A 21,011-nucleotide genomic window follows, 5' to 3' on the forward strand; every position below is an offset into this window, starting at 1 on the left:
GCTCCCCCGCACGTCCCGTGCGGGGGAGGCGTGCTCCGGCTGGTCCGTCGCTTCGGGACCCTTTACTTCAGGACCAGCGACTGCCACGACTTGACCCAGTCCTCGCGGTTGCCCGCGATCTTCTCGGGGTCGAGGGTGTACGGCTTGTCGATCTTGGTGCCGAACTCGGTGTAGACCTCGGGCAGTCGGGCGTCCTCGAGCACCGGGTCGACGAACATCGTCAGCGGCAGGTCCTCCTGGAACTCCTTGGAGATCAGGAAGTCGATCAGTGCCTTGCCGCCCTCCTCGTTCTTGGCGCCGGAGAGCAGTCCCGCGAACTCGGTCTGCCGGAAGCAGGTGCCGGTCGCGACGCCGGTCGGTGCCTCCTTGGGCTTCGGCTTGGCGTACAGCACCTCGACGGGCGGGCTCGAGGCGTAGGACACGACGAGCGGACGGTCGGCGCCGGCCTTCTTGCCGCCCGCCGATCCGGAGAACTCCTCGTTGTAGGCCTGCTCCCAGCCGTCGACGACCTTCAGGCCGTTGGCCTTGAGCTTCTTCCAGTAGTCGGGCCAGCCCTTGTCGCCGTACTCGGCGGCCGTGCCGAGCAGGAAGCCGAGGCCGGGCGAGGAGGTGGCCGCGTTTTCCGTGACGAGCAGGTTCTTGTACGAGGGCTTGGTGAGGTCGTCCAGGGTCTTCGGCGGGTCGAGCTTCTTGTCGGCGAAGTACTTCTTGTCGTAGTTGACGCAGACGTCGCCGGTGTCGACGGGGGTGGCGCGGTGCTTGCCCGCGTCGAGCTGCTGGTCCTCGGGGATCCCCTGCAGTCCCTTGGCCTTGTACGGGGTGAACAGGTCGTTGTCGAGGGCGCGGGACAGCAGGGTGTTGTCGACGCCGAAGAACACGTCGCCCTGCGGGGTGTCCTTGGTGAGGATGGCCTTGTTGACGGCCTCGCCCGCGTCGCCGCTCTTGAGGACCTTGACCTGGTACCCGGACTTCTTCTCGAAGTCCTTCAGTACGTCGTCGGAGACGGCGAAGGACTGATGGCTGACCAGTGTCACGGTCTTCGACCCGGAATCGGAACCGGAGTCCGAGCCGCCGCCGCACGCGGCGAGGGCGACCATGCCGAACCCGGTGGTCACGGCTATGGCCGTGAACTTCTTGTTGGTGCTCACTGACTTCCTCCTGGGGTTGACCAGGAAGAGACGCGGCCCTGCCCGCAGGCCTCGCGGCGTGCGGGCAGGGCGCAACAGCTTGGAGATGACCGAACTCCCTACCCGGAATGACCCGGGCGAGGTTCAGAGGGTCTGCGGCAGCCGTCCCGTGACCGGTGTCGGTGCCGCACTCTCAGCGCTGTGGCGCTCCCCTGTCGGAATATGCAGATGTGTTCAGGCCAGGCTACCGCTCGGAGGCCGCGAGCTGGCCGCAGGCCCCGTCGATCTCCTGACCTCGGGTGTCCCGGATGGTGACCGGCACTCCGTGAGCGGCGATGGCCTCGACGAAGCGCTTCTCGTCCTCGGGGCGCGAGGCCGTCCATTTGGAGCCCGGCGTCGGATTCAGCGGGATCAGATTGACGTGCACCCGCTTGCCCTTGAGGAGGCGTCCGAGCCGGTCACCGCGCCATGCCTGGTCGTTGATGTCGCGGATCAGGGCGTACTCGATGGAGATGCGCCGGCCGGACTGGTCCGCGTACGCCCATGCGGCGTCGAGGACCTCGCGGACCTTCCAGCGGGTGTTGACCGGGACGAGGGTGTCGCGCAGCTCGTCGTCCGGGGCGTGCAGGGACACCGCGAGCCGGCATTTGAAGCCCTCGTCCGCGAAGCGGAGCATCGCCGGCACCAGACCGACGGTGGAGACCGTGATGCCGCGCTGCGAGATGCCGAGGCCGTCCGGCTCGGGGTCGGTGAGGCGGCGGATGGCGCCGACGACCCGGTTGTAGTTCGCCAGGGGCTCGCCCATGCCCATGAAGACGATGTTGGACAGTCGGGCCGGTCCGCCCGGGACCTCGCCGTCCCGCAGGGCCCGCATGCCGTCCACGATCTGGTGCACGATCTCGGCCGTGGACAGATTCCGGTCCAGGCCGGCCTGGCCGGTGGCGCAGAACGGGCAGTTCATCCCGCAGCCCGCCTGCGAGGAGATGCACATGGTGACCCTGTCGGGATAGCGCATCAGGACGGACTCGACGAGCGTCCCGTCGTGCAGCTTCCACAGGGTCTTGCGCGTGGTGTCGTCGTCGCAGGAGATGTGCCGGATCACCGACATCAGATCGGGAAGCAGCGCCTCCTGAAGCTTGCCCCGTGCGGCGGCCGGGATGTCCGTCCACTGCTCGGGGTCGTGCGCGTACCGCGCGAAGTAGTGCTGCGAGAGCTGCTTGGCGCGAAACGGCTTCTCGCCGGCCGCGGCGACGGCTTCCTTGCGCTCGGCGGGCGTGAGGTCGGCGAGATGCCGCGGCGGCTTCTTGGCTCCGCGGGGCGCGACGAAAGTGAGTTCTCCGGGCTTGGGCATGATGCTTCAAGTGTCGCAGACGTCAGAAGGCGGGCCCGCCGCCTGTGGACAACGAGCCCGCACCCGATGAAACCGCAGTTCAGGACCCTACGAACAGCACCAGAAGCAGCCACACCACCGGAGCCGTCGGCAGCAGCGAGTCCAGCCGGTCCATGATCCCGCCGTGCCCTGGCAGCAGTGTCCCCATGTCCTTGATCCCGAGGTCCCGCTTGATCATCGACTCGCCCAGGTCACCGAGCGTCGCACTGGCGGCGACGGCGAGGCCGACCAGGAGCCCCTGCCACCAGCTGCCGTCGTCGATCAGGAACTGCATGCACAGCGCGCCCGCCACCATCGCGAACGACACCGCACCGAACAGCCCTTCGCGGGTCTTGCCCGGGCTGATGCGCGGCGCCAGCTTGTGCTTGCCGAAGCGCCAGCCGATCGCGTACGCCCCCGTGTCGCTGACCACGGTCAGGAGCAGGAAGGTGAGCACCCGCTGCGGGCCGTCGTCGGCAGTCAGCATCATGGCGACGAAGGTCGCGAGGAACGGCACGTAGAAGGCGGCGAAGACACCGGCAGTGACGTCCCGCAGATAGTTCTCGGGAGGCTCGGTCATCCGCCAGACGAGCACCGCGAGAGCGGTCAGCGCCATGGTCACCCAGGCGCCCTCGGCCCCGCGCACATAGCCGGCGATCACCATCGCCGCACCGCCCACGGCGAGCGGCACCAGCGGTGCCTTGATGGACTTCTGCTCCTGGAGCCGGGACGTCAGCTCCCACAGGCCCACCACCACGGCGACGACGATGACGCCGACGAAGGCCGCCTTGACGACGAACAGCGAGGCGATGATCACCGCGCCGAGGCCCACGCCGACTCCTATGGCCGCCCGCAGATCGCGGCCCGCACGCTTCTTCCGAGACGGCTGCGGGGGCTCGGGCGTCGGGGTTGGCATGGGCTCCTGCGGAAGTTCGTCGCGGAACAAGGGACCGCCACTCGGAGCGGTCCCCGCACCACGGTCGTCCTGGTCCGGTCCGGCCTCAGGCGCCTCGGGCACGACCTGCATCGGCCGAGTCTCCTGCGCGGCGGGCCCATCGTAGGCAGGACCGGCCGGGGTGCGCCCCTGGACGGGCGCCATCTCGGGCGGTCCCCCAAAGCCGGCCTGCGGCGGAGCCCCCCAGGAAGAGTCGTTCATCAGACCTCGAGGAGCTCGGATTCCTTGTGCTTGAGGAGCTCGTCCACCTGGGCGACGTACTTCGCCGTGGTGTCGTCGAGCTCCTTCTCCGCACGACGGCCCTCGTCCTCGCCGATGTCGCCGTCCTTGATGGCCTTGTCGATCGCTTCCTTGGCCTTGCGGCGGACGGAACGGATCGAGATCTTGGCGTCCTCGCTCTTGGTCTTGGCGACCTTGATGAACTCCTTGCGGCGCTCCTCGGTCAGGTCGGGGAACACCACCCGGATGAGGTGCCCGTCATTGCTCGGGTTGACGCCGAGGTCCGAGTCCCGGATCGCCTGCTCGATGTTGCGCAGCGCGCTCTTGTCGAACGGCGTGACGACGGCCATCCGCGGCTCGGGCACCGAGAACGACGCCAGCTGGTTGATCGGCGTCAGCGCGCCGTAGTAGTCGGCCACGATCTTGTTGAACATCGCCGGGTGCGCACGCCCGGTGCGGATCGCGGCGAAGTCCTCCTTGGCGACCACGACGGCCTTCTCCATCTTCTCCTCGGCCTCGAGGAGGGTCTCTTCGATCACCACTTGCTCCTGCGTGTCTTGAGTGGGCCCGGCGTGCACGGGGCGGCCGGCTGCGTCGCGTCTGCTCTTTCCTGCACGGTGTCCGACCGGCAGGGCTTTGTCCATCCCCCGGGGAGCGGTGCCCGGGCCGGGGGATCAGGCCCGGGTGTGCTGGTCGCTCACGAGCGTGCCGATCTTCTCACCCTTGACGGCGCGCGCGATATTGCCCTCCGCGAGCAGTTCGAAGACGAGGATCGGCAGTTTGTTGTCCCGGCACAGGGTGATCGCGGTCATGTCGGCGACCTTGAGGTCGCGGGTGATGACCTCGCCGTACTCGAGCGCGTCGAACTTCACCGCTTCGGGGTTCTGCTTGGGATCCGAGTCGTAGACCCCGTCCACGCCGTTCTTGCCCATCAGCATGACCTCGGCGTCGATCTCGAGGGCACGCTGCGCGGCGGTGGTGTCGGTGGAGAAGTAGGGCATGCCCATGCCCGCACCGAAGATGACGACACGGCCCTTCTCCAGGTGCCGTACGGCCCGCAGCGGGATGTAGGGCTCGGCGACCTGCCCCATGGTGATGGCCGTCTGGACCCGGGAGTCGATGCCCTCCTTCTCCAGGAAGTCCTGGAGGGCGAGGCAGTTCATGACCGTGCCGAGCATGCCCATGTAGTCGGAGCGCGCCCGGTCCATGCCCCGCTGCTGCAGCTCGGCACCACGGAAGAAATTGCCACCGCCGATCACGACGGCGACCTGCGCCCCGTCGCGGACGACCGCCGCGATCTCACGGGCGACGGCATGCGCCACGTCGGGGTCCACGCCCAGTCCGCCGCCACCGGCGAATGCCTCACCGGACAGCTTCAGGAGATAGCGGCCGGACGTTTTGCCGTCGCCGCTCTGGTCGGCCTTGGTCATGGAGTTCTCCTCGTGGTGCACATACGAAGGAGGCCATTGCCGTGGGTTCGGATGTCCCTGAGCGGCAATGGCCTCCTCGTCAGATCTGCGGTCGTCCGCCGCGTACGAGATGCCGTACGCGATGTCGTACCCGGACGGCTGCTGTCGACCCTAGCGGGGTCTGGAGTCGAGCGCGGTACGGACTCAGAGGCCGACCTTGATGCGCGAGAAGCGCTTCAGGGTGACTCCGGCCTCCTGCAGGACCTTCTCGACGGACTTCTTGTTGTCCAGCGCGTACGGCTGGCCGAGGAGCGTGGCGTCCTTGAAGAAGCCGTTGACGCGACCCTCGACGATCTTCGGCAGGGCGGCCTCGGGCTTGCCCTCCGCGCGCGTGGTCTCCTCGGCGACGCGGCGCTCGGCCTCGACGACCTCGGCCGGAACGTCCTCGCGGGAGAGGTACTTCGGCGCGAAGGCGGCGATGTGCTGGGCGATGCCCTTGGCGACCTCGGCGTCGGCCTTGTCCAGCTCGACGAGGACACCGATCTGCGGCGGCAGGTCGGGCATCGTGCGGTGCATGTACGCGGAGACGTAGCCGTCCGAGAACTGCGCGAAGCGGTCCAGGACGATCTTCTCGCCGAGGTTGGCATTGGCCTCGTCGACGTACGCCTGCACGGTCTTGCCGGGCTCGATCTCGGAGGCGAGCAGCGCCTCGATGTCGGCCGGGGAGGTGGCGGCGACGTGCGCGGCCAGGGCGCCCGCCACGGCCTGGAACTTGTCGCCCTTGGCGACGAAGTCCGTCTCGCACTTCAGCTCGACGATGACGCCGGAGGAGTTGTCGTCGGCGATGAGGGAGACCACGGCGCCGTTCTCGGCGGAGCGGCCCTCACGCTTGGCGACGCCCTTCTGCCCCTTGATGCGGAGCGCCTCGACGGCCTTGTCGACGTTGCCATCGGCCTCGTCGAGCGCCTTCTTGCAGTCCATCATGCCTGCGCCGGTGAGCTCGCGGAGCTTCTTGACGTCGGCGGCGGTGTAGTTCGCCATGATTCTGTGAATCTTTCTCGAAGTCTGAAGATCGAGGATCCGCACGGACCCTCAAAGGTCTACGGGCGACGGGTCAACGGCCACGGGTGAACGGCGGGGGCCGGTGCCGTGTCAGGCACTGTTCGCCCCCGCCGTCAACCTCTTGCCTCCGGTGCCCGTGCGGGTCAGGCCTGCTCGGCGTCCGCGGCCGGGGCGTCGGCGGGCTTGTCCTCGGCCGGCTTCTCGGCCTCGGCGGCGGGCTTCTCGGCCTCGGCGGGCTTCTCGGCGGCAGCCTCGCCCTCGGCCTTCTTCTCACCCTCGAGCAGGTCGCGCTCCCACTCGGCGAGCGGCTCGCCGGCCTGCTTCTCGCCCTTGCCCTCACCGGCACCACCGGAGCGGGCGATGAGGCCCTCGGCGACGGCGTCGGCGATCACACGGGTGAGCAGCGTGACGGAGCGGATCGCGTCGTCGTTGCCGGGGATCTTGTAGTCGACCTCGTCGGGGTCGCAGTTGGTGTCGAGGATCGCGACGACCGGGATGTTGAGCTTCCGGGCCTCGCCGACCGCGATGTGCTCCTTCTTGGTGTCCACGATCCAGACGGCGCTGGGCACCTTCTGCATCTCGCGGATACCGCCGAGGGTCTTCTCCAGCTTGGCCTTCTCACGCGAGAGGACCAGGAGCTCCTTCTTGGTGAGGCCGGAGGCGGCCACGTCCTCGAAGTCGATCTGCTCGAGCTCCTTGAGGCGCTGCAGACGCTTGTAGACGGTCGAGAAGTTGGTGAGCATGCCGCCCAGCCAGCGCTGGTTGACGTAGGGCATGCCGACGCGGGTGGCCTGCTCGGCGATGGCCTCCTGCGCCTGCTTCTTCGTGCCGACGAACATGACCGTGCCGCCGTGGGCGACGGTCTCCTTGACGAACTCGTAGGCGCGGTCGATGTACGACAGCGACTGGAGGAGGTCGATGATGTAGATGCCGTTGCGCTCGGTGAAGATGAAACGCTTCATCTTCGGGTTCCAACGGCGGGTCTGGTGACCGAAGTGGACGCCGCTCTCCAGCAGCTCCCGCATCGTGACGACGGCCATGGCCGTACTCCTTGAGTGTTCTCGGTTTGTCCTGACACCCCGGCGCGCGCCATGCCGCGTACGTCTCCGGGGAGTCCGTACGGGGACCGAGGGGCGCTGACATCGGTACTCATGCGACCGGTGTCGGGGCGTGCGAAGTCGATCCGGTGACCCGGATCGCCACATGAAGTGTACGGGACCCGCGGAGCGGCGGGTGACGCCGTTGTCCACAACCGGCCAGTACTCCACAGATCCGGCCCGCGCCCGTTCTGCCGCCTCGATCCGAGCCACCCTGTCCCGGCGAGATCAACGGCGGTGTTGATCGATGACGGACGGCGGTGTCGGAGGTGCTGGGGATGGAGCGGACGGACACGCACGGGGACGTGGGAACGGGGCCGGTGGCCGCAACGGCGGGGTGCGGGCGGTCGGTTCCGGTCTCGCGACGGATGCGCGGCGGTGGGCGGGCGTTCGGAGTGCTGATCGGAGTTCTGGCGAGCGTGCTGGCGGGTCTGCTGCTCGGGACGGCGGTGGCCCTCGTGGTGCTGCTCGCCAGGTTCCTGGCGGCGGACGGGGCGGCGGTGGAGCGGCCGGAGCCGACCGGTACGGGGCGGCCTCCGGCACCGATCGCTTGGCGGGAGCCCGGCGCGATCGCCGCACCCGGGCCGCAGGCGAGGGCGGGGCCGCCTGCCCTGCGGGTACGCGAAGACGGGCGGACCTGGCCACTGGACGGGCGGACACTCGACGAGAGCCGACGGGGTCGGGCGGTGGGAGAGGAGGTCTGGGCGGAGAGGCCGCCGGTGGGAGAGCGGGCCTGGGCGACGGGGCAACCGGTGGGAGAGGGGGTCCGGCCGGAGAGGCAGTCGGTGGGAGAGGGGGTCCAGCCGGAGGGGCAGCGGGCCTGGCCGGCGGGGCGGAGAGCCTGGCCGGTGGGTGGGCGGCCGGCCGTATTGCGTGGCTGGGAGCCGCCTGCCGGTCCGTACGGGCCGGGGCATCGCGGCGTCGATCTGCAGGCGCCCGCAGGGGCGGTGGTGCGGGCCGCCGCCGCGGGGCGGGTCTCCTTCGCCGGCCGCGTCGCGGGGCGCGGTGTCCTGTCGATCGAGCTGGCGGGCACCGGAGAACCGCCCTTGCGCACCACGTACGAACCGGTGCGCACGCTGGTGAAGAAGGGCGCGAAGGTACGCGCCGGGCAGGTGGTGGCCGTACTGGAATCGGACGCCTCGCACTGCCGCCCGCGCGCCTGCCTGCATTGGGGCCTGCGCCGGGGCCCGCACTACCTGGACCCGCTGCGGCTGCTGCCGCCGTCGATGCTGCACGGAGCTCCGTCACGGCTGCTGCCGGTCATCGGAGTCCCGGAACCTGCCGGGCGGCCGGTTGTGCCCTGACTCATGGGGTGGAGGAGGTGGAGGTGGGTGGGGCGGGGGGGGAGCCCGAAGATTGTGAGCCGACCCCTACCAGTCAGCCCCCCACCCCCCGCAGCGCCATCGACACCGCAGCGTCCGTGATCGCGCCCGGATCCTCCGCCGCGCCCAGCTCGATCCGCCGCACCGCCGCGTCGACCACGCCCTGCAACAGCATCGCGGCCAGCCGCGGCTGCTCATGTCCGAGGGCGTCGAGCGCTTCCACAATCATCGCCACGAGTCCGCCGTGCGCCGCCCGGATCTTCTCCCGCGCTCCCGCGTCGAGTTCACTGGACGAGATGGCGACGACGGCCCGGTGCCGCCGGTCTCCGACGAGCGCGAGCTGCGCCCGCACGTACGCGGCGATCTTCTCCTCGGGCGTCACCGCCCGTGCCATGGCGCTCTCCACTTCGGCCGCCCAGACCGGGAAGTCGACCTCGCAGAGCTCTTCGACCACGGCAGCGCGAGAGCGGAAGTACTCGTAGACGGACGAGCGCGCCAGGCCCGTGCGCTCAGCGAGCGCGGGGAACGTCAGCGCCTCGGTACCGCCTTCGGACAGCAGGGAACGCGCGGCGTCGAGGAGGGCGCCGCGCTGCATCGACCGGTGCTCGGCCACGGAGGCCGCTCGAATCCTGGGCACACACCCACTCTACGGAGCGCGCCCGGATCCCGGGAGACGACCCGTCGAACCCGCGTCACCGCCGACGCAGACCGGGTCGCCGCCGACGCGGACCGGGTCCCGGGGGGGCTCAGCGCCCGAAGCTCGCCAGCTTGGCCCTGAGCTGCAGCACCGATTTGGTGTGGATCTGGCTGACCCTGCTCTCCGTCACACCGAGGACATTGCCGATCTCGGCCAGCGTGAGCCCCTCGTAGTAGTACAGGGTGACCACGGTCTTCTCGCGGTCGGGCAGGGTGTTGATCGCGCGGGCGAGCAGCCGGCGCAGTTCACGGTCCTCGGCGATCTCCACCGGGTTGTCGGCGGCCGTGTCCTCCAGGGTGTCCATGAGCGAGAGCCGGTCCCCGCCCTCGCCGCCGACGTGCAGGAGCTCTTCCAGCGCCACCACGTTGGCGAGGGACAGCTGGCTGAAAACGGAGTGCAGATCCTCCAGGGCGATGCCCATCTCGGCTGCGACCTCGCCCTCGGACGGCGTGCGTCGGTGCTGAGCTTCCAGGGTGGCGTACGCCTGCTCCACGGCGCGCGCCTTCTGCCGTACGGAGCGTGGGATCCAGTCGAGGGCACGCAGTTCGTCGATCATCGCGCCGCGGATGCGGGTGATCGCGTAGGTCTCGAACTTGATCGACCGCTCGATGTCGAATTTCTCGATCGCATCGATCAGTCCGAACACCCCGGACGAGACGAAGTCGGCCTGCTCCACGTTGGACGGCAGCCCCACGCTGACCCGGCCGGCCACGTACTTCACCAACGGTGAGTAGTGCAGGATCAGTTGCTCGCGCAGCCTGCCGTCTCCCGTGGACTTGTACGACCGCCAGAGCTCGTCGAGCGACGACGGTGCGGGGGGCCGCACGCTGCCACGGGCGGCGGGGGGAACTGCCGCCCGGTCAGACCCGGAGGTGTGCTGGGGCATTCGTTGCCTTGAGCCGTTCTGCTGTGAAGCGAGGTGATGTCGTCGGTCGGAACCAGAAGCTGTGAGCGTAGCGTGACTGGAGTGTCGCAGTGTGCGAAGGGTATGGGATCGCACGTGGTCAACTCCCTCGCTGCACGCGGCACCAGGGCCTCGTACGAGCCGTCGCCGGCCCCTCTTCCACGCCCTCGAATCACCACGTCTGCCAAGGTCACGGCGGATCATCCGGACGGCCGAACGCCTCCTGCCGCCACTCCGCTCCGGCCCCCGAGATCGACACCATCGCGTGGCGTGTCAACTGCCAGTCGTCGCCGTGTCGTTCGACGAACCCCAGTGACTGCAGTTCGTACAGTCTGGCGACCGCTCCGTCGGACGTGGTCCCGGCGGCGTGAGCGATGTCCGCGACGGAAGCGGGCCGTCCCGCGGGGAGCGCATCGAGCACCTGTGCGGCCGGCCAGGCCAGCAGGTCGCGCGGCAGCACGGGACCGCGCCGCTCGGGTGCCAGCTCGCCCATCTCGCCCACCAGCTCGATCACTTCGGATGCGTCTGTGATCAAGGTCGCCTCGCCGCGCAGGAGTTGGTGGACACCGCCCGAGTACCGGCTCGTCACCGGCCCTGGGAGCCCTATCGTGTGGCGGCCGAGGCGTTGTGCTCTGCGAGCGGTGACCAGTGCGCCGCTGCGGTGTGCCGCTTCGACGACCACGGTCCCGCGGGTGAGCGCCGCGATGACCCGGTTGCGCTGGATGAACCGGTACGCCGTCGGATGCTCGCCCGGGGGCAACTCGCAGAGCAGCAGCCCCTGTTCGGCGATGCGCTCGAGCAGGCGGAGATGCCCGCGCGGGTAGAGCACATCGACTCCGCCGGCGAGCACGGCGACGGTGGCGCCGCCCGAGGCCAGCGCACCGCGGTGGGCCGCCCCGTCGACGCCGTAGGCACCGCCGGAGACCACGATCCAGCCACGCTCGGCGAGTTCGGCCGACAAGGTGGCCGCCATGTGCGCGCCGTACTCCGTGCACGCCCTGGATCCCACGACGGCGACCGACCGCAGCGCCCACATCCGCAGATCGGCTCCGCCACGCACCCACAGGCCCACGGGTCGCGCCTCGCCCAGGTCGTCGAGCTGGGCGGGCCATTCCCGGTCGCCGGGGCAGACGAACCTCGCCCCGACGGCGGCGGCCGTGGCCAGATCCTGGTGCGGTCCCGGTCGCTGGGCGGCCCGCTGCCGCAGGCCTCGCAGGCGCTGTTTCCCGGCACCCGGCAGGTTTTCGTCGCCTTCGCGCAGTCTCCGGAGCAGGTCCACGGGCCCGTACGTACGCAGCCACGCGCCCGCGACCCGGTCACCCGGCTCCAGGATGCGCCCGAGTGCGACACGGGCCAGCCGTTCGACGTCGTCGGGGGCTGCGGTGTCCGGGGCCGGTCCAGCACGCCGGCCGGTCTCCCCTGCATCGCCGTCGCCCGATCGTGCGTCCGGGGCCCGACTCTCCGCGCTCATGCGCCGATCTCCATCGGCACACCGCGCTCGACGCCCGTACGCAGCTGCAGTGCGAGCGCCACGTCGACGGCCTCGGGCCGGTCCCGGCCGGCCAGATCGGACACGGTCCAGGCGACCCGCAGGACGCGGTCGAGACCGCGGGCGGTGAGCAGTCCGAGCTCCAGGTCGCGCTCGGCCGCGGCGAGCGCACCCGGGCCGGCGCGCCAGCGGGTGCGCAGTTCGTGTCCGGGCACCTCGCCGTTCCGCGTCCATGGGGTGCCGGACAGCCGGGCCGTGGCCCGGTCTCTTGCCTCTCGTACGCGGTCGGCGACGACCTTGGTGCTCTCCCGCGGTCCGGTGGTGCCGGCCAGTTCGGCGCGTGTGACGGGCTCGGCCTGCACTTTGAGATCGACCCGGTCGAGCAGTGGTCCGGAGAGCCGGGCCTGGTACCGGCGGATGATGGCGGGCGGGCAGTCGCCGGCGTCGCCTGTGAGCCGACAGCGGCCGCAGGGGCAGGGGTTGGCGGCGAGGACCATCAGGAAGCTCGCGGGCAGTCGTACGACGCCGGCGGCCCGTGCGACGACGACGTGCCCGGATTCGAGCGGCTGGCGCAGCGCTTCCAGCGCCTTGGCGCTGAATTCGGGTGCCTCGTCCAGGAAGAGCACGCCTCGGTGGGCCAGCGAGACCGCTCCCGGCTTCGGCAGCCCGGGGCCGCCGCCGACGAGGGCCTGCATGGTCGACGAGTGGTGCGGGGCGCAGTAGGGCGGGGTGTCCACCAGGGGCCGCCCCGAGGGCAGGATCCCGGCCACCGAGTGCACGGCCGTGACTTCGAGTGCCTCCCTGCGGGTCAGTGGCGGCATGATCGGCGGGAGCCGCTCGGCGAGCATGGTCTTGCCGGCGCCTGGCGGCCCGTACAGGAAGAGGTGGTGGCCGCCGGCCGCCGCGACTTCCAGTGCGGTGCGCCCTGGGCGCTGACCTGCCACGTCCGCCAGGTCCCGGATCGCGGTGTCGTCGTCGGGCGCCCCCGGGGGCCCCAGGCCGGCGCCGAGTCCGGCGCCCGGCAGTGTGAGCGCCCGCAGTGTGGGGTCGGGCCGGCCGGGCTCGTCGGGTTCCTCCTGCGGGACCGGTTCGTCCGTGAGTACGGCGATCAGTTGCCGCAGGCTGCGCACTCCGAGTACGGAGATTCCTGGTACGAGTGAGGCCTCTGCGGCGGCGTGCTCGGGCACGACCACTTGCTCGTATCCGGCTTCCGCCGCGGCCAGCACGGAGGGCAGGACTCCGGGCACGGGGCGGACCCGGCCGTCGAGTCCCAGTTCGCCGATCATCACGATGTCGGCGAGCACGCGGGGGTCGATGCGCTCCGCGGCGCCGAGGACGGCGCAGGCCACGGCCAGGTCGAAGCCGCTGCCCCGCTTGGGCACCGATGCCGGACTGAGCCCCACGGTGAGCTTCTTCTGCGGCCATGCGTCGCCGGAGTTGACCACGGCGGCCCTGACCCGGTCCCGGCTCTCCGACAGGCTCTTGTCGGGCAGGCCGACGAGCGTGAACGCGGCCACGCCCGGCTCCAGGTCGGCCTGCACCTCGACCACGACGCCTTCGACGCCGACGAGTGCCACCGAACAGGTCCGTGCGAATCCCATCAGGCCACCCCTCGGGCGTGCTCGACGACGGGTGCGCCTCTGGCGGGCAGCAGCACGCCCACGACGTCGATGCGCACGCCGCCGTCCGGTGGGCCGCCGTGCCGGCAGATCCAGTGCTCGGCGAGCTCTCGGAGCCGCTCCGCCTTGGCCTGCGTGACGGCGGCCATCGGGTGCTCGTAGGTCCCGTCGTCCGGGTGCTCGTAGGCCCCGCCGCCTCGGCCACCGGGCGCGGCGGCCCGCGCGGCGCTGCGTGTCTTGACCTCGCAGATCACCAGGGCGTCACCGTCCAGGGCGACGATGTCGATCTCGCCGCTGCGGCCCGGCCGCCAGTTCTGCGCCAGGATCGTCATCCCGGCCTCGGTCAGCCTTCGGGCCGCCAGTTTCTCGCCGTATCGGCCGATCGCCGTCCGTGCGTTCATCCCGCACCACCTCCGCGGACGAAGGTGACGCATCACGGCGAACCGTGGTGATCTTGGTGGACAACGGGCCGATTGTGGATAACTCCACCACTCGTACGGGTGGAAATCGCGGCGGAACCCGTACGGCGGGAACTTCCGTCAGCCGCTCGGCAGCTCGAGATCGCTCTTGTTGAGCTCCTCGATGTTCACGTCCTTGAATGTGAGGACCCGCACCTGCTTGACGAAGCGAGCCGGCCGGTACATGTCCCACACCCACGCATCGGCCATGGACACCTCGAAAAAGACCTCGCCCTGTACCGAGTGCACCTGCATCTCGTAGTCGTTGGTGAGGTAGAAGCGCCGCTCGGTCTCGATCACGTATTTGAACAGGCCGACGACGTCGCGGTACTCCCGGTAGAGCTTGAGCTCCATCTCGGTCTCGTACTTCTCGAGATCCTCCGCGCTCATGGCATGTTCCCCTTCAGCCGTGCGTCCCCCTATTGTGCGCCAGTCCCGCGAGCCCCTAGACGATTTCGGTGTCGAGGACCACGGGACTGCCCGGAGGCCCCTCGTCGAGCAGCTTCCCGAGCAGCCCGGCGAGCCTGGTCGGATACACAGTCTCACGGGATCCGGCGAGTTCGGGGTACGTCCACCAGCGCAGCCCCGCGACACTGCGCCGCTCAAGGTCCGTGAACCCGGCGGTCACCGTCGCCGTCCTCGTCGTACGGGCCAGGAAGTACCACTCGTCCTGGTCCCAGCGCCTGCCGTCGAAGGGGAAGGAGCAGATGCGGCGCCAGAGCACCGGACCGAGCTCCACATCGGTGATCCCCGTCTCCTCTGCGAGCTCCCGAAGCGCGGCCTCCTCGCGTGTCTCCGTGCCTTCGAGGCCGCCGCCCGGCGTGAACCACCAGTCGTCCGCGGGGTCGTCCGGTTCGTGTCCGTGCAGGAGCAGGATCCGGTCCGCGGGGTCGAGCAGCACGACCCGGGAGACCCTGCGCAGGTCAGCGGGCACCGGCCGGCTCCGTCCCGCGCGGTGCGGGCGCCTTGCGGCGGCGCGCGGCAGCGGCCAGCGGACCGTAGGCGGCGCCGCAGAGGATCAGTACGGCCCCGGCCGCCACGGCCGACACCTGCAGGCGCAGCGGACCGGGCTCGGACACCCCGCCGGGCAGGCCGGCGAAGCCGTCGGGCCGCTCCAGCATGCCGTTCATCGGCCAGGCCACCGCGTCGACGCGTGCGTTCACCGCGCTGCGCGGCACCGTGCCGTTGCCGGCCTCATCCAGGTGCACGCTGGAGTCGAGCGACCCGGCGCGCTCGTCGCCGAGCAGGAACAGCCGCCCCTCGGGCACCACCGTGGCAGGTATCGGCTTGGCCTTCAGGCCCGGGGACTGCTCCAGATACGGTTCGTCGACCGACTTGCCGTTGACGGTGAGGCCACCGCCCGCGCAGCAGGCGACCTTGTCCCCGCCGACGCCGACCACACGCTTGACCATGGGCAGATCGCCCCAGGACTGCTGCTTGAAGACCACCACGTCGCCGCGGCGGACCTGGTCGCCGTCTATCCGCTCGGCGAGCACCCGGTCGCCCGCGCCGATGGTCGGGGTCATGGACTCGGTGGGCACCGTGTACGGCTGGTAGACGATCGCGCCCCAGGCGAAGCCGCCCAGGAAGAGCACACAGCCGAGGGCCACGGCACAGCCCGACAGCACGCTGCCGAGCCGTCCGCGGCCCTCGCCCGTACGTCCCTTTGAGGTCATCCCAGCGCTCCCGGTTCGGAGAACCGATCTCCCGTGCGGAAGATCGTCGATCTGGGACGGCACCCTACCCGGCGGTACGGCCGCCAGAAACCCTCCGCCGGCGCCACAGCACGAGGGGCAGTGCGCCCGCGAGCCCGAGGGCTCCGGGGGTCGCCGCCGCGGCGGTGGCCGCGATCCCGGACTGGCTGAAGGTGTCCGGCACCGGGAGCGTGCCCCAGCGGTTGACCGGCCAGGCCTTCACGACCGCGCGGCCCACCACCTTGTCGGTGGGCACGAAGCCGCCGCCCGGGTCCTGCTGGTGGTAGCGCGAGTCCAGCGAGTTCTGCCGGTGGTCGCCCATCACCCAGATCTTGCCGGCAGGGACGGTGACCTTGAACTGGCCACCCTGGTCGTCCTTGCTGCACGGGGTGTTGCCCGGGAAGACGTAGTCGTTCTCCTCGAGGGCCTTGCCGTTCACCTTGAGGGGGCCGGTGCCCTTGCACTCGACCACGTCGCCCGAGGTGCCGATGACCCGCTTGATCAGGTCCTTGTCCTCGGCAGACGGCATCAGGCCGATCCAACTGAGCGCCCGCTGCACCGCGTTGGGCGTCGGGGTCGGCTCGCCGGCGAGCCAGTTGCCCGGGTCGTGGAAGACGACCACCTCGCCGCGCTCGGGCTCCGAGCCGAACCACGGTGTCAGTTTGTCGACCAGGACGCGGTCGCCGCGCTGCAGGGTGTTCTGCATGGAGTCCGAGGGGATCGAGAACGCCTGGACCAGGAACGTCTTGATCACCAGGGCCAGGACGAGGGCGATGCCGATGAGGAGCGGCAGCTCCTTCCAGAAGGACTTCGCCTTCTTCGGCGCGGAGCCCTTCGACCGGCCGCCCGGGTCACCCTCGCCGGGACGCCCGCCGTCGTTCCCGGAGCCGTCGCCGCCTCCGCTGCCGCCCGACGCGCTGCTGCCGTCCGGACCACCACCGCCGATCGCCTCGCGTGCATCGCGATCGTCCTCGGGTCCCTCGTGTCCGGATCGTGCCCCGACGGCCAAATCCCCCACATCCACTCCTCGATACGTACCGCTGCCTGCCCCAGACGTGATGCAGGCCTACCACTCCCATAACGAGCGGGAGTTCCGCAGGGGTCGGGAGGTGGGGTCGTGCGTTCAGATTCTCGGGCGCCACCCTATGCGACGTGCCCTCGGCCGTGGCCTTCACGCCACCCGCTTCCTGCGGGTCGGGGACGGAGGCGTAGGTTCCGCGCTCCTCCAGGGTGCGCCAGTGGTCGAACGGCCAGGCCGTGACGACCGCGCGCCCGACCACCCCGTCCTCGGAGACGGTCCCGTCGTGGCCTTCGTCGAGATGGGCGCGGGAATCCGCCGAATTCGACCTGTGGTCGCCCATGACGAAGAGTCTGCCCTTCGGCACGGTCACATCGAATTTGGTCATCGACGGACGGTCGCCCGGATTGAGATACGGCTCGCTGATCGGGGCCCCGTTGACCGTGACCCGCCCGTCCTCGCCGCAGCATTTGACCCGGTCACCGCCTACCGCCACCACGCGCTTGATCAGGTCCTGCTCGTCCTCGGACGGCAGCAGCCCGATGAAACCGAGGCCCTGCTTGAGCTTCTCGACGACCACGGGGTCGTCGTTGTCCCTGGTGTTCGGCTCCTCCTGGAGCCAGCCGCCGGGATCCTTGAAGACGACGACGTCACCGCGCTGCGGCTTGGTGCCGAACCAGGGCGTGAGCTTGTCGACGAGGACGCGGTCGCCGATCTGGATGGTCTGTTCCATGGACCCCGAGGGGATCACGAAGGCCTGCACCAGGAACGTCTTCAGGCCGAGCGCGATCAGCAGGGCCACGCCTATCAGGAGGGGTATCTCCTTGATCGCCGAGCGACGGCGGCGACGCTTGACCTTCTTCGCGAGTTTGCGGCGCTCGGCCCGCCCCGGCGGTGTCGGAGCGCTGGTGGGCCTGGTCCCGGTGGGCAGTCGGGCGTCTGTGCGGCGAGCGTTGCGTGGGCGTCCGCGACTACCCATGCGCACCGCCGGGCTCCGGCACGCGCGCGAAGGTCCCGGGGCGGTCGATCGAGGTCCAGCGGTCGGCCGGCCACCCGATCCAGTCGGCTCTGCCGATCACCGAGTCGACCGGCACCATGCCGCCGCCGGGCGATCCCAGGTGGTCCCGCGAGTCGCTCGAGGCGCTGCGGTGGTCGCCGAGCACGAAGAGCGATCCTTCTGGTACGACGATGTCGAAGGCGGCCGCCGAGGGCGCGTCGCCCGGGAAGAGGTACTGCTCGTCGACCGCTTCGCCGTTCACCTCGAGCCTCCCCTGCTCACCGCAGCACACCACTCGGTCACCCCCGACGCCGGCGACGCGCTTGATGTAGTCGTCGTCTCCGAAGTACCCGGATCCGTCGAACACGACGACATCCCCGCGCCGCGGCTCAGAATCGAAACGGTACGCCAACTTGTTCACCAGGACCCGGTCCCCGGACTTCAGACCCGGTTCCATCGAGCCACTGGGGATGAGGAACGGCTGCATCAGGAAGGTGCTGACGCCCCAGAGACAGACGGCGCACACCAGGACGACCAGGAAGGCCTTGCGCCGCAGCGACCACCGGCCGGAACGCACGGAGCGCGATCCCTCCTCCCCGTCCGCCGCTTCGGCGTCCGGTGAGGAGCGATCGCGCTCCGTGTGCTGTGCTTCGGTGTCCATCGGGGCCAGAGCTTATCCGGCCTTCCTTCGAACGCCCGCGCCAGTGCCCTGGCGCGGGATCAGTTCTCGCGCTTCTCCTTGATCTTCGCGGCCTTGCCGCGCAGGTCGCGCAGGTAGTAGAGCTTCGCGCGACGGACGTCACCGCGGGTCACGAGCTCGATCTTCTCGACGATCGGGGTGTGCACCGGGAAGGTGCGCTCGACGCCGACGGAGAAGGAGACCTTGCGGACCGTGAAGGTCTCGCGGACACCGGAGCCCTGACGGCGGATGACGACGCCCTTGAACTGCTGCACACGGGAGCGGCTGCCCTCGATGACGCGCACGTGGACGTTGACCGTGTCGCCCGGGCGGAACGCCGGGACGTCGTCGCGGAGCGACGCGGAGTCGACGGAGTCGAGCAGGTTTGCCATGATCGTCTGCTTCCTCGCTGATGCCACAGGTCATCAGCGGATTCGTGAGAGGTAAGTGGGTGCTGATCGCGTCGGACGGGCGTCGTGTCCCCCTGTGGCAGGGGCGCACGCCGGACGTACAGCAGCGGCCTATTCTTCCACGGCGTCGGCCCTGCGCCAAAATCGGCCATCGGGCTCCGGCTCCCAGCCCAGGATCGACAGCATCTCGCGGTCGTACTTGTCGAAGGTGCCGGGGTCGAGCCGCTCCACCAGGTCCGGCCTGTTGGCGGTGGTGCGGCGCAGTGCCTCGTCGCGACGCCAGCGGGCGATCTTGCCGTGGTGGCCGCTGAGCAGCACCGGCGGGATGCCGCGGCCGCGCCACTCGGGGGGTTTGGTGTACACGGGGCCTTCGAGCAGGTTGGCCATGCCGCCCGGGGCGAAGGAGTCGTCGCGGTGCGACTCCGCGTTCCCCAGGACGCCAGGCAGCAGCCGGGCCACCGCCTCGGTAATGACGAGGACCGCGGCCTCGCCGCCGGCCAGGACGTAGTCGCCGATGGACACCTCGTAGACCGGCATACGGGTCGCGTACTCGTCGACGACCCGGCGGTCGATGCCCTCGTAGCGGGCGGGGGTGAAGATCAGCCAGGGCTGTTCGGAGAGTTCCTGGGCGAGGGCCTGGGTGAAGGGCCGGCCGCTGGGGGTGGGGACGACGAGTGCCGGGCCCGAGGCGCCCTGTTCGTAGCCGTCGGCGAGGACGGTGTCGAGGGCGTCGCCCCAGGGTTCGGTCTTCATGACCATGCCGGGACCGCCGCCGTAGGGGGTGTCGTCGACTGTGTTGTGCCGGTCGTACGCCCATGTGCGCAGGTCGTGCACCTGGACGTCCAGGCGGCCGCGGGCGCGGGCCTTGCCGACGAGGGAGACGTTCAGGGGTTCGAGGTACTCGGGGAAGATCGTGACGACGTCGAGCCGCATCAGCCGGCGTCCTCCGCGGGCCGTGCTTCGCCGTCCTCGGCGTCGCGTGCGGAGGCGATCTCCGCGCGGTCGTCGATGAGGCCGGGCGGCGGATCGATGACGGCGCGCTGCTCGTCCAGGTCGATCTCGGTGACGATCTCCTCGACGAACGGGATGAGCACCTCGCCGCCGTCCGGCCGCTCGACGATGAACAGATCCTGCGACGGCAGGTGCGAGATCTCGGTGATCCGGCCGACCTCGGTGCCGTCCACGGTCACCACGTCCAGGTCCATGAGCTGGTGGTCGTAGAACTCGTCCGGTTCGTCCGGTAGTTGCTCCGGGTCGACCTCGGCGATCAGCAGGGTGTTGCGCAGCGCCTCGGCGGCGTTCCGGTCGCGTACGCCCACGAAGCGGAGCAGCAGCCGGCCGCTGTGCACCCGGCCCGCCTCGATGGTCAGCGGTCCTGCGGACGCGGGGTCGGTGGTCAGTACGGCACCCGGGGCGAGCCGCAGCTCGGGCTCGTCGGTGCGCACCTCCACGGTGAGCTCACCCTTGATGCCGTGGGCCCGGCCGATGCGTCCCACTACCAACTGCACGTGCCTTCTCCTGTCGTACGACGACGGGCCGGAGCGGGCTGCCCTCAGCGAGGGTGCCCGCCCCGGCCCGAGCCGGTGCTGCGATGGGTCCGATGGCCGGAGTGCGGCTCAGCGGACCTGGTCCACGTCGACGAGGTCGACGCGGACACCACGGCCGCCGATGGCACCCACGACGGTGCGCAGTGCGCGTGCGGTGCGGCCGTTACGGCCGATCACCTTGCCGAGGTCGTCCGGGTGAACCCGGACCTCGAGTACGCGCCCGCGGCGCAGGTTGCGCGAGGCGACCTGCACGTCGTCGGGGTTGTCGACGATGCCCTTCACGAGGTGCTCGAGAGCCTCCTCGAGCATGCTCAGGCCTCAGTCGACTCGGCGGACGCCGGGGCGTCGGCCTTCTCGGCGTCGTCCTTCTTGTCGGACTTCTTCGCCTTCTGGGTGATGGCCTCACCCTTCGGGCCGTCCTCGGCGCTCACGGCGTCGAAGGTCGGACGGGCCGCCTTCTCCTCCGGCTGGAGCAGCGGGGCCGGGGCGGGCTCGCCCTTGTACTTCTGCCAGTCGCCGGTCTTCTTGAGGATGGCGAGAACCGGCTCGGTCGGCTGCGCGCCGACACCCAGCCAGTAGGCGACGCGCTCGGCGTCGACCTCGATGCGCGAGGGGTTCTGCACCGGGTGGTACAGGCCGATCTCCTCGATGGCCCGGCCGTCACGGCGGGTGCGGGAGTCGGCGACGATGATGCGGTAGTGAGGCGCGCGGATCTTGCCCAGGCGCTTCAGCTTGATCTTGACTGCCACTGGAGTGGTGTCTCCTGGTCTTGACGTGGGTGGGCACGACGTGATGCCGCGTGGGGTTGCGGTACTCGTGTGCCCGATGGACGCGTCAGCCGGAGGAGAGAGGGGTCCTGTGCGGCTGTCGAGTACAGCTAGCCATTGTGCCACAGCACCTCGGGGCCGCCGACCGCGGGCGGACGGGGCTCCGGCGGCC

Annotated in this window: 24 protein-coding genes; 1 reads left to right on the forward strand and 23 read right to left on the reverse strand. The window is 70.2% G+C overall.

Translation table 11 applies throughout. The features are described 5' to 3' along the window. Positions 1 to 62 precede the first annotated feature (62 nt). From DY218_RS19850 to rpsB, 7 genes are all read right to left on the reverse strand, one after another. Positions 63 to 1,148, reverse strand: coding sequence for a thiamine ABC transporter substrate-binding protein (locus tag DY218_RS19850; RefSeq protein ID WP_407703661.1), 1,086 nt, complete (start codon positions 1,146 to 1,148; stop codon positions 63 to 65). Positions 1,149 to 1,371: 223 nt separating this feature from the next. Next, positions 1,372 to 2,478: a 23S rRNA (adenine(2503)-C(2))-methyltransferase RlmN gene (gene rlmN / locus DY218_RS19855; protein ID WP_128557433.1), complete on the reverse strand. Its 1,107-nt coding sequence runs from the start codon at positions 2,476 to 2,478 to the stop codon at positions 1,372 to 1,374. 79 nt (positions 2,479 to 2,557) lie between these two features. Beyond that, positions 2,558 to 3,652, reverse strand: a complete 1,095-nt coding sequence (locus DY218_RS19860) for a phosphatidate cytidylyltransferase (protein ID WP_128557434.1) — start codon at positions 3,650 to 3,652, stop codon at positions 2,558 to 2,560. Next, positions 3,652 to 4,209 (reverse strand): ribosome recycling factor, encoded by a 558-nt coding sequence (gene frr / locus DY218_RS19865; protein WP_128557435.1) that lies wholly within the window; start codon positions 4,207 to 4,209, stop codon positions 3,652 to 3,654. The genes DY218_RS19860 and frr overlap by 1 nt, the downstream gene beginning before the upstream one ends. A gap of 135 nt (positions 4,210 to 4,344) precedes the next feature. Further along, complete coding sequence (gene pyrH, locus DY218_RS19870) at positions 4,345 to 5,100, reverse strand: UMP kinase (RefSeq protein WP_128557436.1); 756 nt, start codon at positions 5,098 to 5,100, stop codon at positions 4,345 to 4,347. A gap of 183 nt (positions 5,101 to 5,283) precedes the next feature. After that, complete coding sequence (tsf, locus tag DY218_RS19875; RefSeq protein ID WP_128557437.1) at positions 5,284 to 6,120, reverse strand: translation elongation factor Ts; 837 nt, start codon at positions 6,118 to 6,120, stop codon at positions 5,284 to 5,286. Between the two features lie 164 nt (positions 6,121 to 6,284). Next, on the reverse strand, positions 6,285 to 7,181 hold the full coding sequence (rpsB, locus tag DY218_RS19880; RefSeq protein WP_128557438.1) for a 30S ribosomal protein S2: 897 nt from the start codon (positions 7,179 to 7,181) through the stop codon (positions 6,285 to 6,287). 905 nt (positions 7,182 to 8,086) lie between these two features. On the opposite strand from rpsB, the gene DY218_RS35285 reads away from it, so the two are divergent. Continuing rightward, positions 8,087 to 8,542, forward strand: coding sequence for a peptidoglycan DD-metalloendopeptidase family protein (locus tag DY218_RS35285; RefSeq protein WP_407703662.1), 456 nt, complete (start codon positions 8,087 to 8,089; stop codon positions 8,540 to 8,542). 73 nt (positions 8,543 to 8,615) lie between these two features. On the opposite strand, the gene DY218_RS19890 is transcribed toward DY218_RS35285, so the two are convergent. From DY218_RS19890 to rpsP, 16 genes are all read right to left on the reverse strand, one after another. Next, positions 8,616 to 9,173, reverse strand: coding sequence for a TetR/AcrR family transcriptional regulator (locus tag DY218_RS19890; protein WP_128557456.1), 558 nt, complete (start codon positions 9,171 to 9,173; stop codon positions 8,616 to 8,618). A 133-nt stretch (positions 9,174 to 9,306) separates the two neighbouring features. After that, positions 9,307 to 10,143, reverse strand: coding sequence for an RNA polymerase sigma factor WhiG (whiG, locus tag DY218_RS19895; RefSeq protein ID WP_128557439.1), 837 nt, complete (start codon positions 10,141 to 10,143; stop codon positions 9,307 to 9,309). A 208-nt stretch (positions 10,144 to 10,351) separates the two neighbouring features. Further along, positions 10,352 to 11,632 (reverse strand): DNA-processing protein DprA, encoded by a 1,281-nt coding sequence (dprA, locus tag DY218_RS19900; RefSeq protein ID WP_128557440.1) that lies wholly within the window; start codon positions 11,630 to 11,632, stop codon positions 10,352 to 10,354. Next, the gene (locus tag DY218_RS19905; protein ID WP_128557441.1) at positions 11,629 to 13,251 is read right to left on the reverse strand and encodes a YifB family Mg chelatase-like AAA ATPase; all 1,623 of its coding nucleotides are present in this window, start codon (positions 13,249 to 13,251) and stop codon (positions 11,629 to 11,631) included. The genes dprA and DY218_RS19905 overlap by 4 nt, the downstream gene beginning before the upstream one ends. Further along, positions 13,251 to 13,670 (reverse strand): YraN family protein, encoded by a 420-nt coding sequence (locus tag DY218_RS19910; protein WP_128557442.1) that lies wholly within the window; start codon positions 13,668 to 13,670, stop codon positions 13,251 to 13,253. Before DY218_RS19910 ends, DY218_RS19905 begins: the two co-directional genes overlap by 1 nt. Positions 13,671 to 13,808: 138 nt before the next feature. After that, positions 13,809 to 14,117, reverse strand: coding sequence for a DUF2469 domain-containing protein (locus DY218_RS19915; RefSeq protein ID WP_003993268.1), 309 nt, complete (start codon positions 14,115 to 14,117; stop codon positions 13,809 to 13,811). A 55-nt stretch (positions 14,118 to 14,172) separates the two neighbouring features. Then, entirely contained in the window at positions 14,173 to 14,661 is a 489-nt protein-coding gene (locus DY218_RS19920; protein ID WP_128557443.1) for an NUDIX hydrolase, read from the reverse strand. After that, positions 14,651 to 15,403 (reverse strand): signal peptidase I, encoded by a 753-nt coding sequence (gene lepB / locus DY218_RS19925; protein WP_128557444.1) that lies wholly within the window; start codon positions 15,401 to 15,403, stop codon positions 14,651 to 14,653. Before lepB (DY218_RS19925) ends, DY218_RS19920 begins: the two co-directional genes overlap by 11 nt. 64 nt (positions 15,404 to 15,467) lie before the next feature. Further along, positions 15,468 to 16,367, reverse strand: a complete 900-nt coding sequence (gene lepB, locus DY218_RS19930) for a signal peptidase I (RefSeq protein WP_128557457.1) — start codon at positions 16,365 to 16,367, stop codon at positions 15,468 to 15,470. Then, entirely contained in the window at positions 16,273 to 17,418 is a 1,146-nt protein-coding gene (gene lepB, locus DY218_RS19935; protein WP_128557445.1) for a signal peptidase I, read from the reverse strand. Before lepB (DY218_RS19935) ends, lepB (DY218_RS19930) begins: the two co-directional genes overlap by 95 nt. Continuing rightward, positions 17,411 to 18,097, reverse strand: a complete 687-nt coding sequence (gene lepB, locus DY218_RS19940; protein ID WP_128557446.1) for a signal peptidase I — start codon at positions 18,095 to 18,097, stop codon at positions 17,411 to 17,413. Before lepB (DY218_RS19940) ends, lepB (DY218_RS19935) begins: the two co-directional genes overlap by 8 nt. Positions 18,098 to 18,156: 59 nt before the next feature. After that, positions 18,157 to 18,507 carry a 50S ribosomal protein L19 gene (gene rplS, locus DY218_RS19945; RefSeq protein WP_128557447.1) on the reverse strand — a complete coding sequence of 117 codons (351 nt, stop codon included), beginning with the start codon at positions 18,505 to 18,507 and terminating at the stop codon, positions 18,157 to 18,159. Between the two features lie 129 nt (positions 18,508 to 18,636). Beyond that, positions 18,637 to 19,458, reverse strand: coding sequence for a tRNA (guanosine(37)-N1)-methyltransferase TrmD (gene trmD, locus DY218_RS19950; RefSeq protein WP_128557448.1), 822 nt, complete (start codon positions 19,456 to 19,458; stop codon positions 18,637 to 18,639). Further along, the gene (rimM, locus tag DY218_RS19955) at positions 19,458 to 20,033 is read right to left on the reverse strand and encodes a ribosome maturation factor RimM (protein WP_128557449.1); all 576 of its coding nucleotides are present in this window, start codon (positions 20,031 to 20,033) and stop codon (positions 19,458 to 19,460) included. Before rimM ends, trmD begins: the two co-directional genes overlap by 1 nt. 108 nt (positions 20,034 to 20,141) lie before the next feature. Continuing rightward, entirely contained in the window at positions 20,142 to 20,381 is a 240-nt protein-coding gene (locus DY218_RS19960; RefSeq protein WP_014176063.1) for an RNA-binding protein, read from the reverse strand. Positions 20,382 to 20,383: 2 nt separating this feature from the next. Further along, complete coding sequence (gene rpsP / locus DY218_RS19965; RefSeq protein ID WP_128557450.1) at positions 20,384 to 20,821, reverse strand: 30S ribosomal protein S16; 438 nt, start codon at positions 20,819 to 20,821, stop codon at positions 20,384 to 20,386. Positions 20,822 to 21,011 lie beyond the last annotated feature (190 nt).

The organism is Streptomyces triticagri (assembly GCF_003429565.1).
Lineage (GTDB): Bacteria > Actinomycetota > Actinomycetes > Streptomycetales > Streptomycetaceae > Streptomyces > Streptomyces triticagri.

What these genes read in the sequence shown, in the direction of transcription:
- DY218_RS19860 (WP_128557434.1), bottom strand. Translation starts at nt 3,652, where the DNA reads ATGAACGACTCTTCCTGGGGGGCTCCGCCGCAGGCCGGCTTTGGGGGA.
- rlmN (WP_128557433.1), bottom strand. Translation starts at nt 2,478, where the DNA reads ATGCCCAAGCCCGGAGAACTCACTTTCGTCGCGCCCCGCGGAGCCAAG.
- whiG (WP_128557439.1), bottom strand. Translation starts at nt 10,143, where the DNA reads ATGCCCCAGCACACCTCCGGGTCTGACCGGGCGGCAGTTCCCCCCGCC.
- pyrH (WP_128557436.1), bottom strand. Translation starts at nt 5,100, where the DNA reads ATGACCAAGGCCGACCAGAGCGGCGACGGCAAAACGTCCGGCCGCTAT.
- DY218_RS19915 (WP_003993268.1), bottom strand. Translation starts at nt 14,117, where the DNA reads ATGAGCGCGGAGGATCTCGAGAAGTACGAGACCGAGATGGAGCTCAAG.
- lepB (WP_128557445.1), bottom strand. Translation starts at nt 17,418, where the DNA reads ATGGGTAGTCGCGGACGCCCACGCAACGCTCGCCGCACAGACGCCCGA.
- DY218_RS19905 (WP_128557441.1), bottom strand. Translation starts at nt 13,251, where the DNA reads ATGGGATTCGCACGGACCTGTTCGGTGGCACTCGTCGGCGTCGAAGGC.
- trmD (WP_128557448.1), bottom strand. Translation starts at nt 19,458, where the DNA reads ATGCGGCTCGACGTCGTCACGATCTTCCCCGAGTACCTCGAACCCCTG.
- lepB (WP_128557446.1), bottom strand. Translation starts at nt 18,097, where the DNA reads ATGGACACCGAAGCACAGCACACGGAGCGCGATCGCTCCTCACCGGAC.
- DY218_RS19960 (WP_014176063.1), bottom strand. Translation starts at nt 20,381, where the DNA reads ATGCTCGAGGAGGCTCTCGAGCACCTCGTGAAGGGCATCGTCGACAAC.
- rplS (WP_128557447.1), bottom strand. Translation starts at nt 18,507, where the DNA reads ATGGCAAACCTGCTCGACTCCGTCGACTCCGCGTCGCTCCGCGACGAC.
- lepB (WP_128557444.1), bottom strand. Translation starts at nt 15,403, where the DNA reads ATGACCTCAAAGGGACGTACGGGCGAGGGCCGCGGACGGCTCGGCAGC.
- DY218_RS19910 (WP_128557442.1), bottom strand. Translation starts at nt 13,670, where the DNA reads ATGAACGCACGGACGGCGATCGGCCGATACGGCGAGAAACTGGCGGCC.
- rpsB (WP_128557438.1), bottom strand. Translation starts at nt 7,181, where the DNA reads ATGGCCGTCGTCACGATGCGGGAGCTGCTGGAGAGCGGCGTCCACTTC.
- dprA (WP_128557440.1), bottom strand. Translation starts at nt 11,632, where the DNA reads ATGAGCGCGGAGAGTCGGGCCCCGGACGCACGATCGGGCGACGGCGAT.
- tsf (WP_128557437.1), bottom strand. Translation starts at nt 6,120, where the DNA reads ATGGCGAACTACACCGCCGCCGACGTCAAGAAGCTCCGCGAGCTCACC.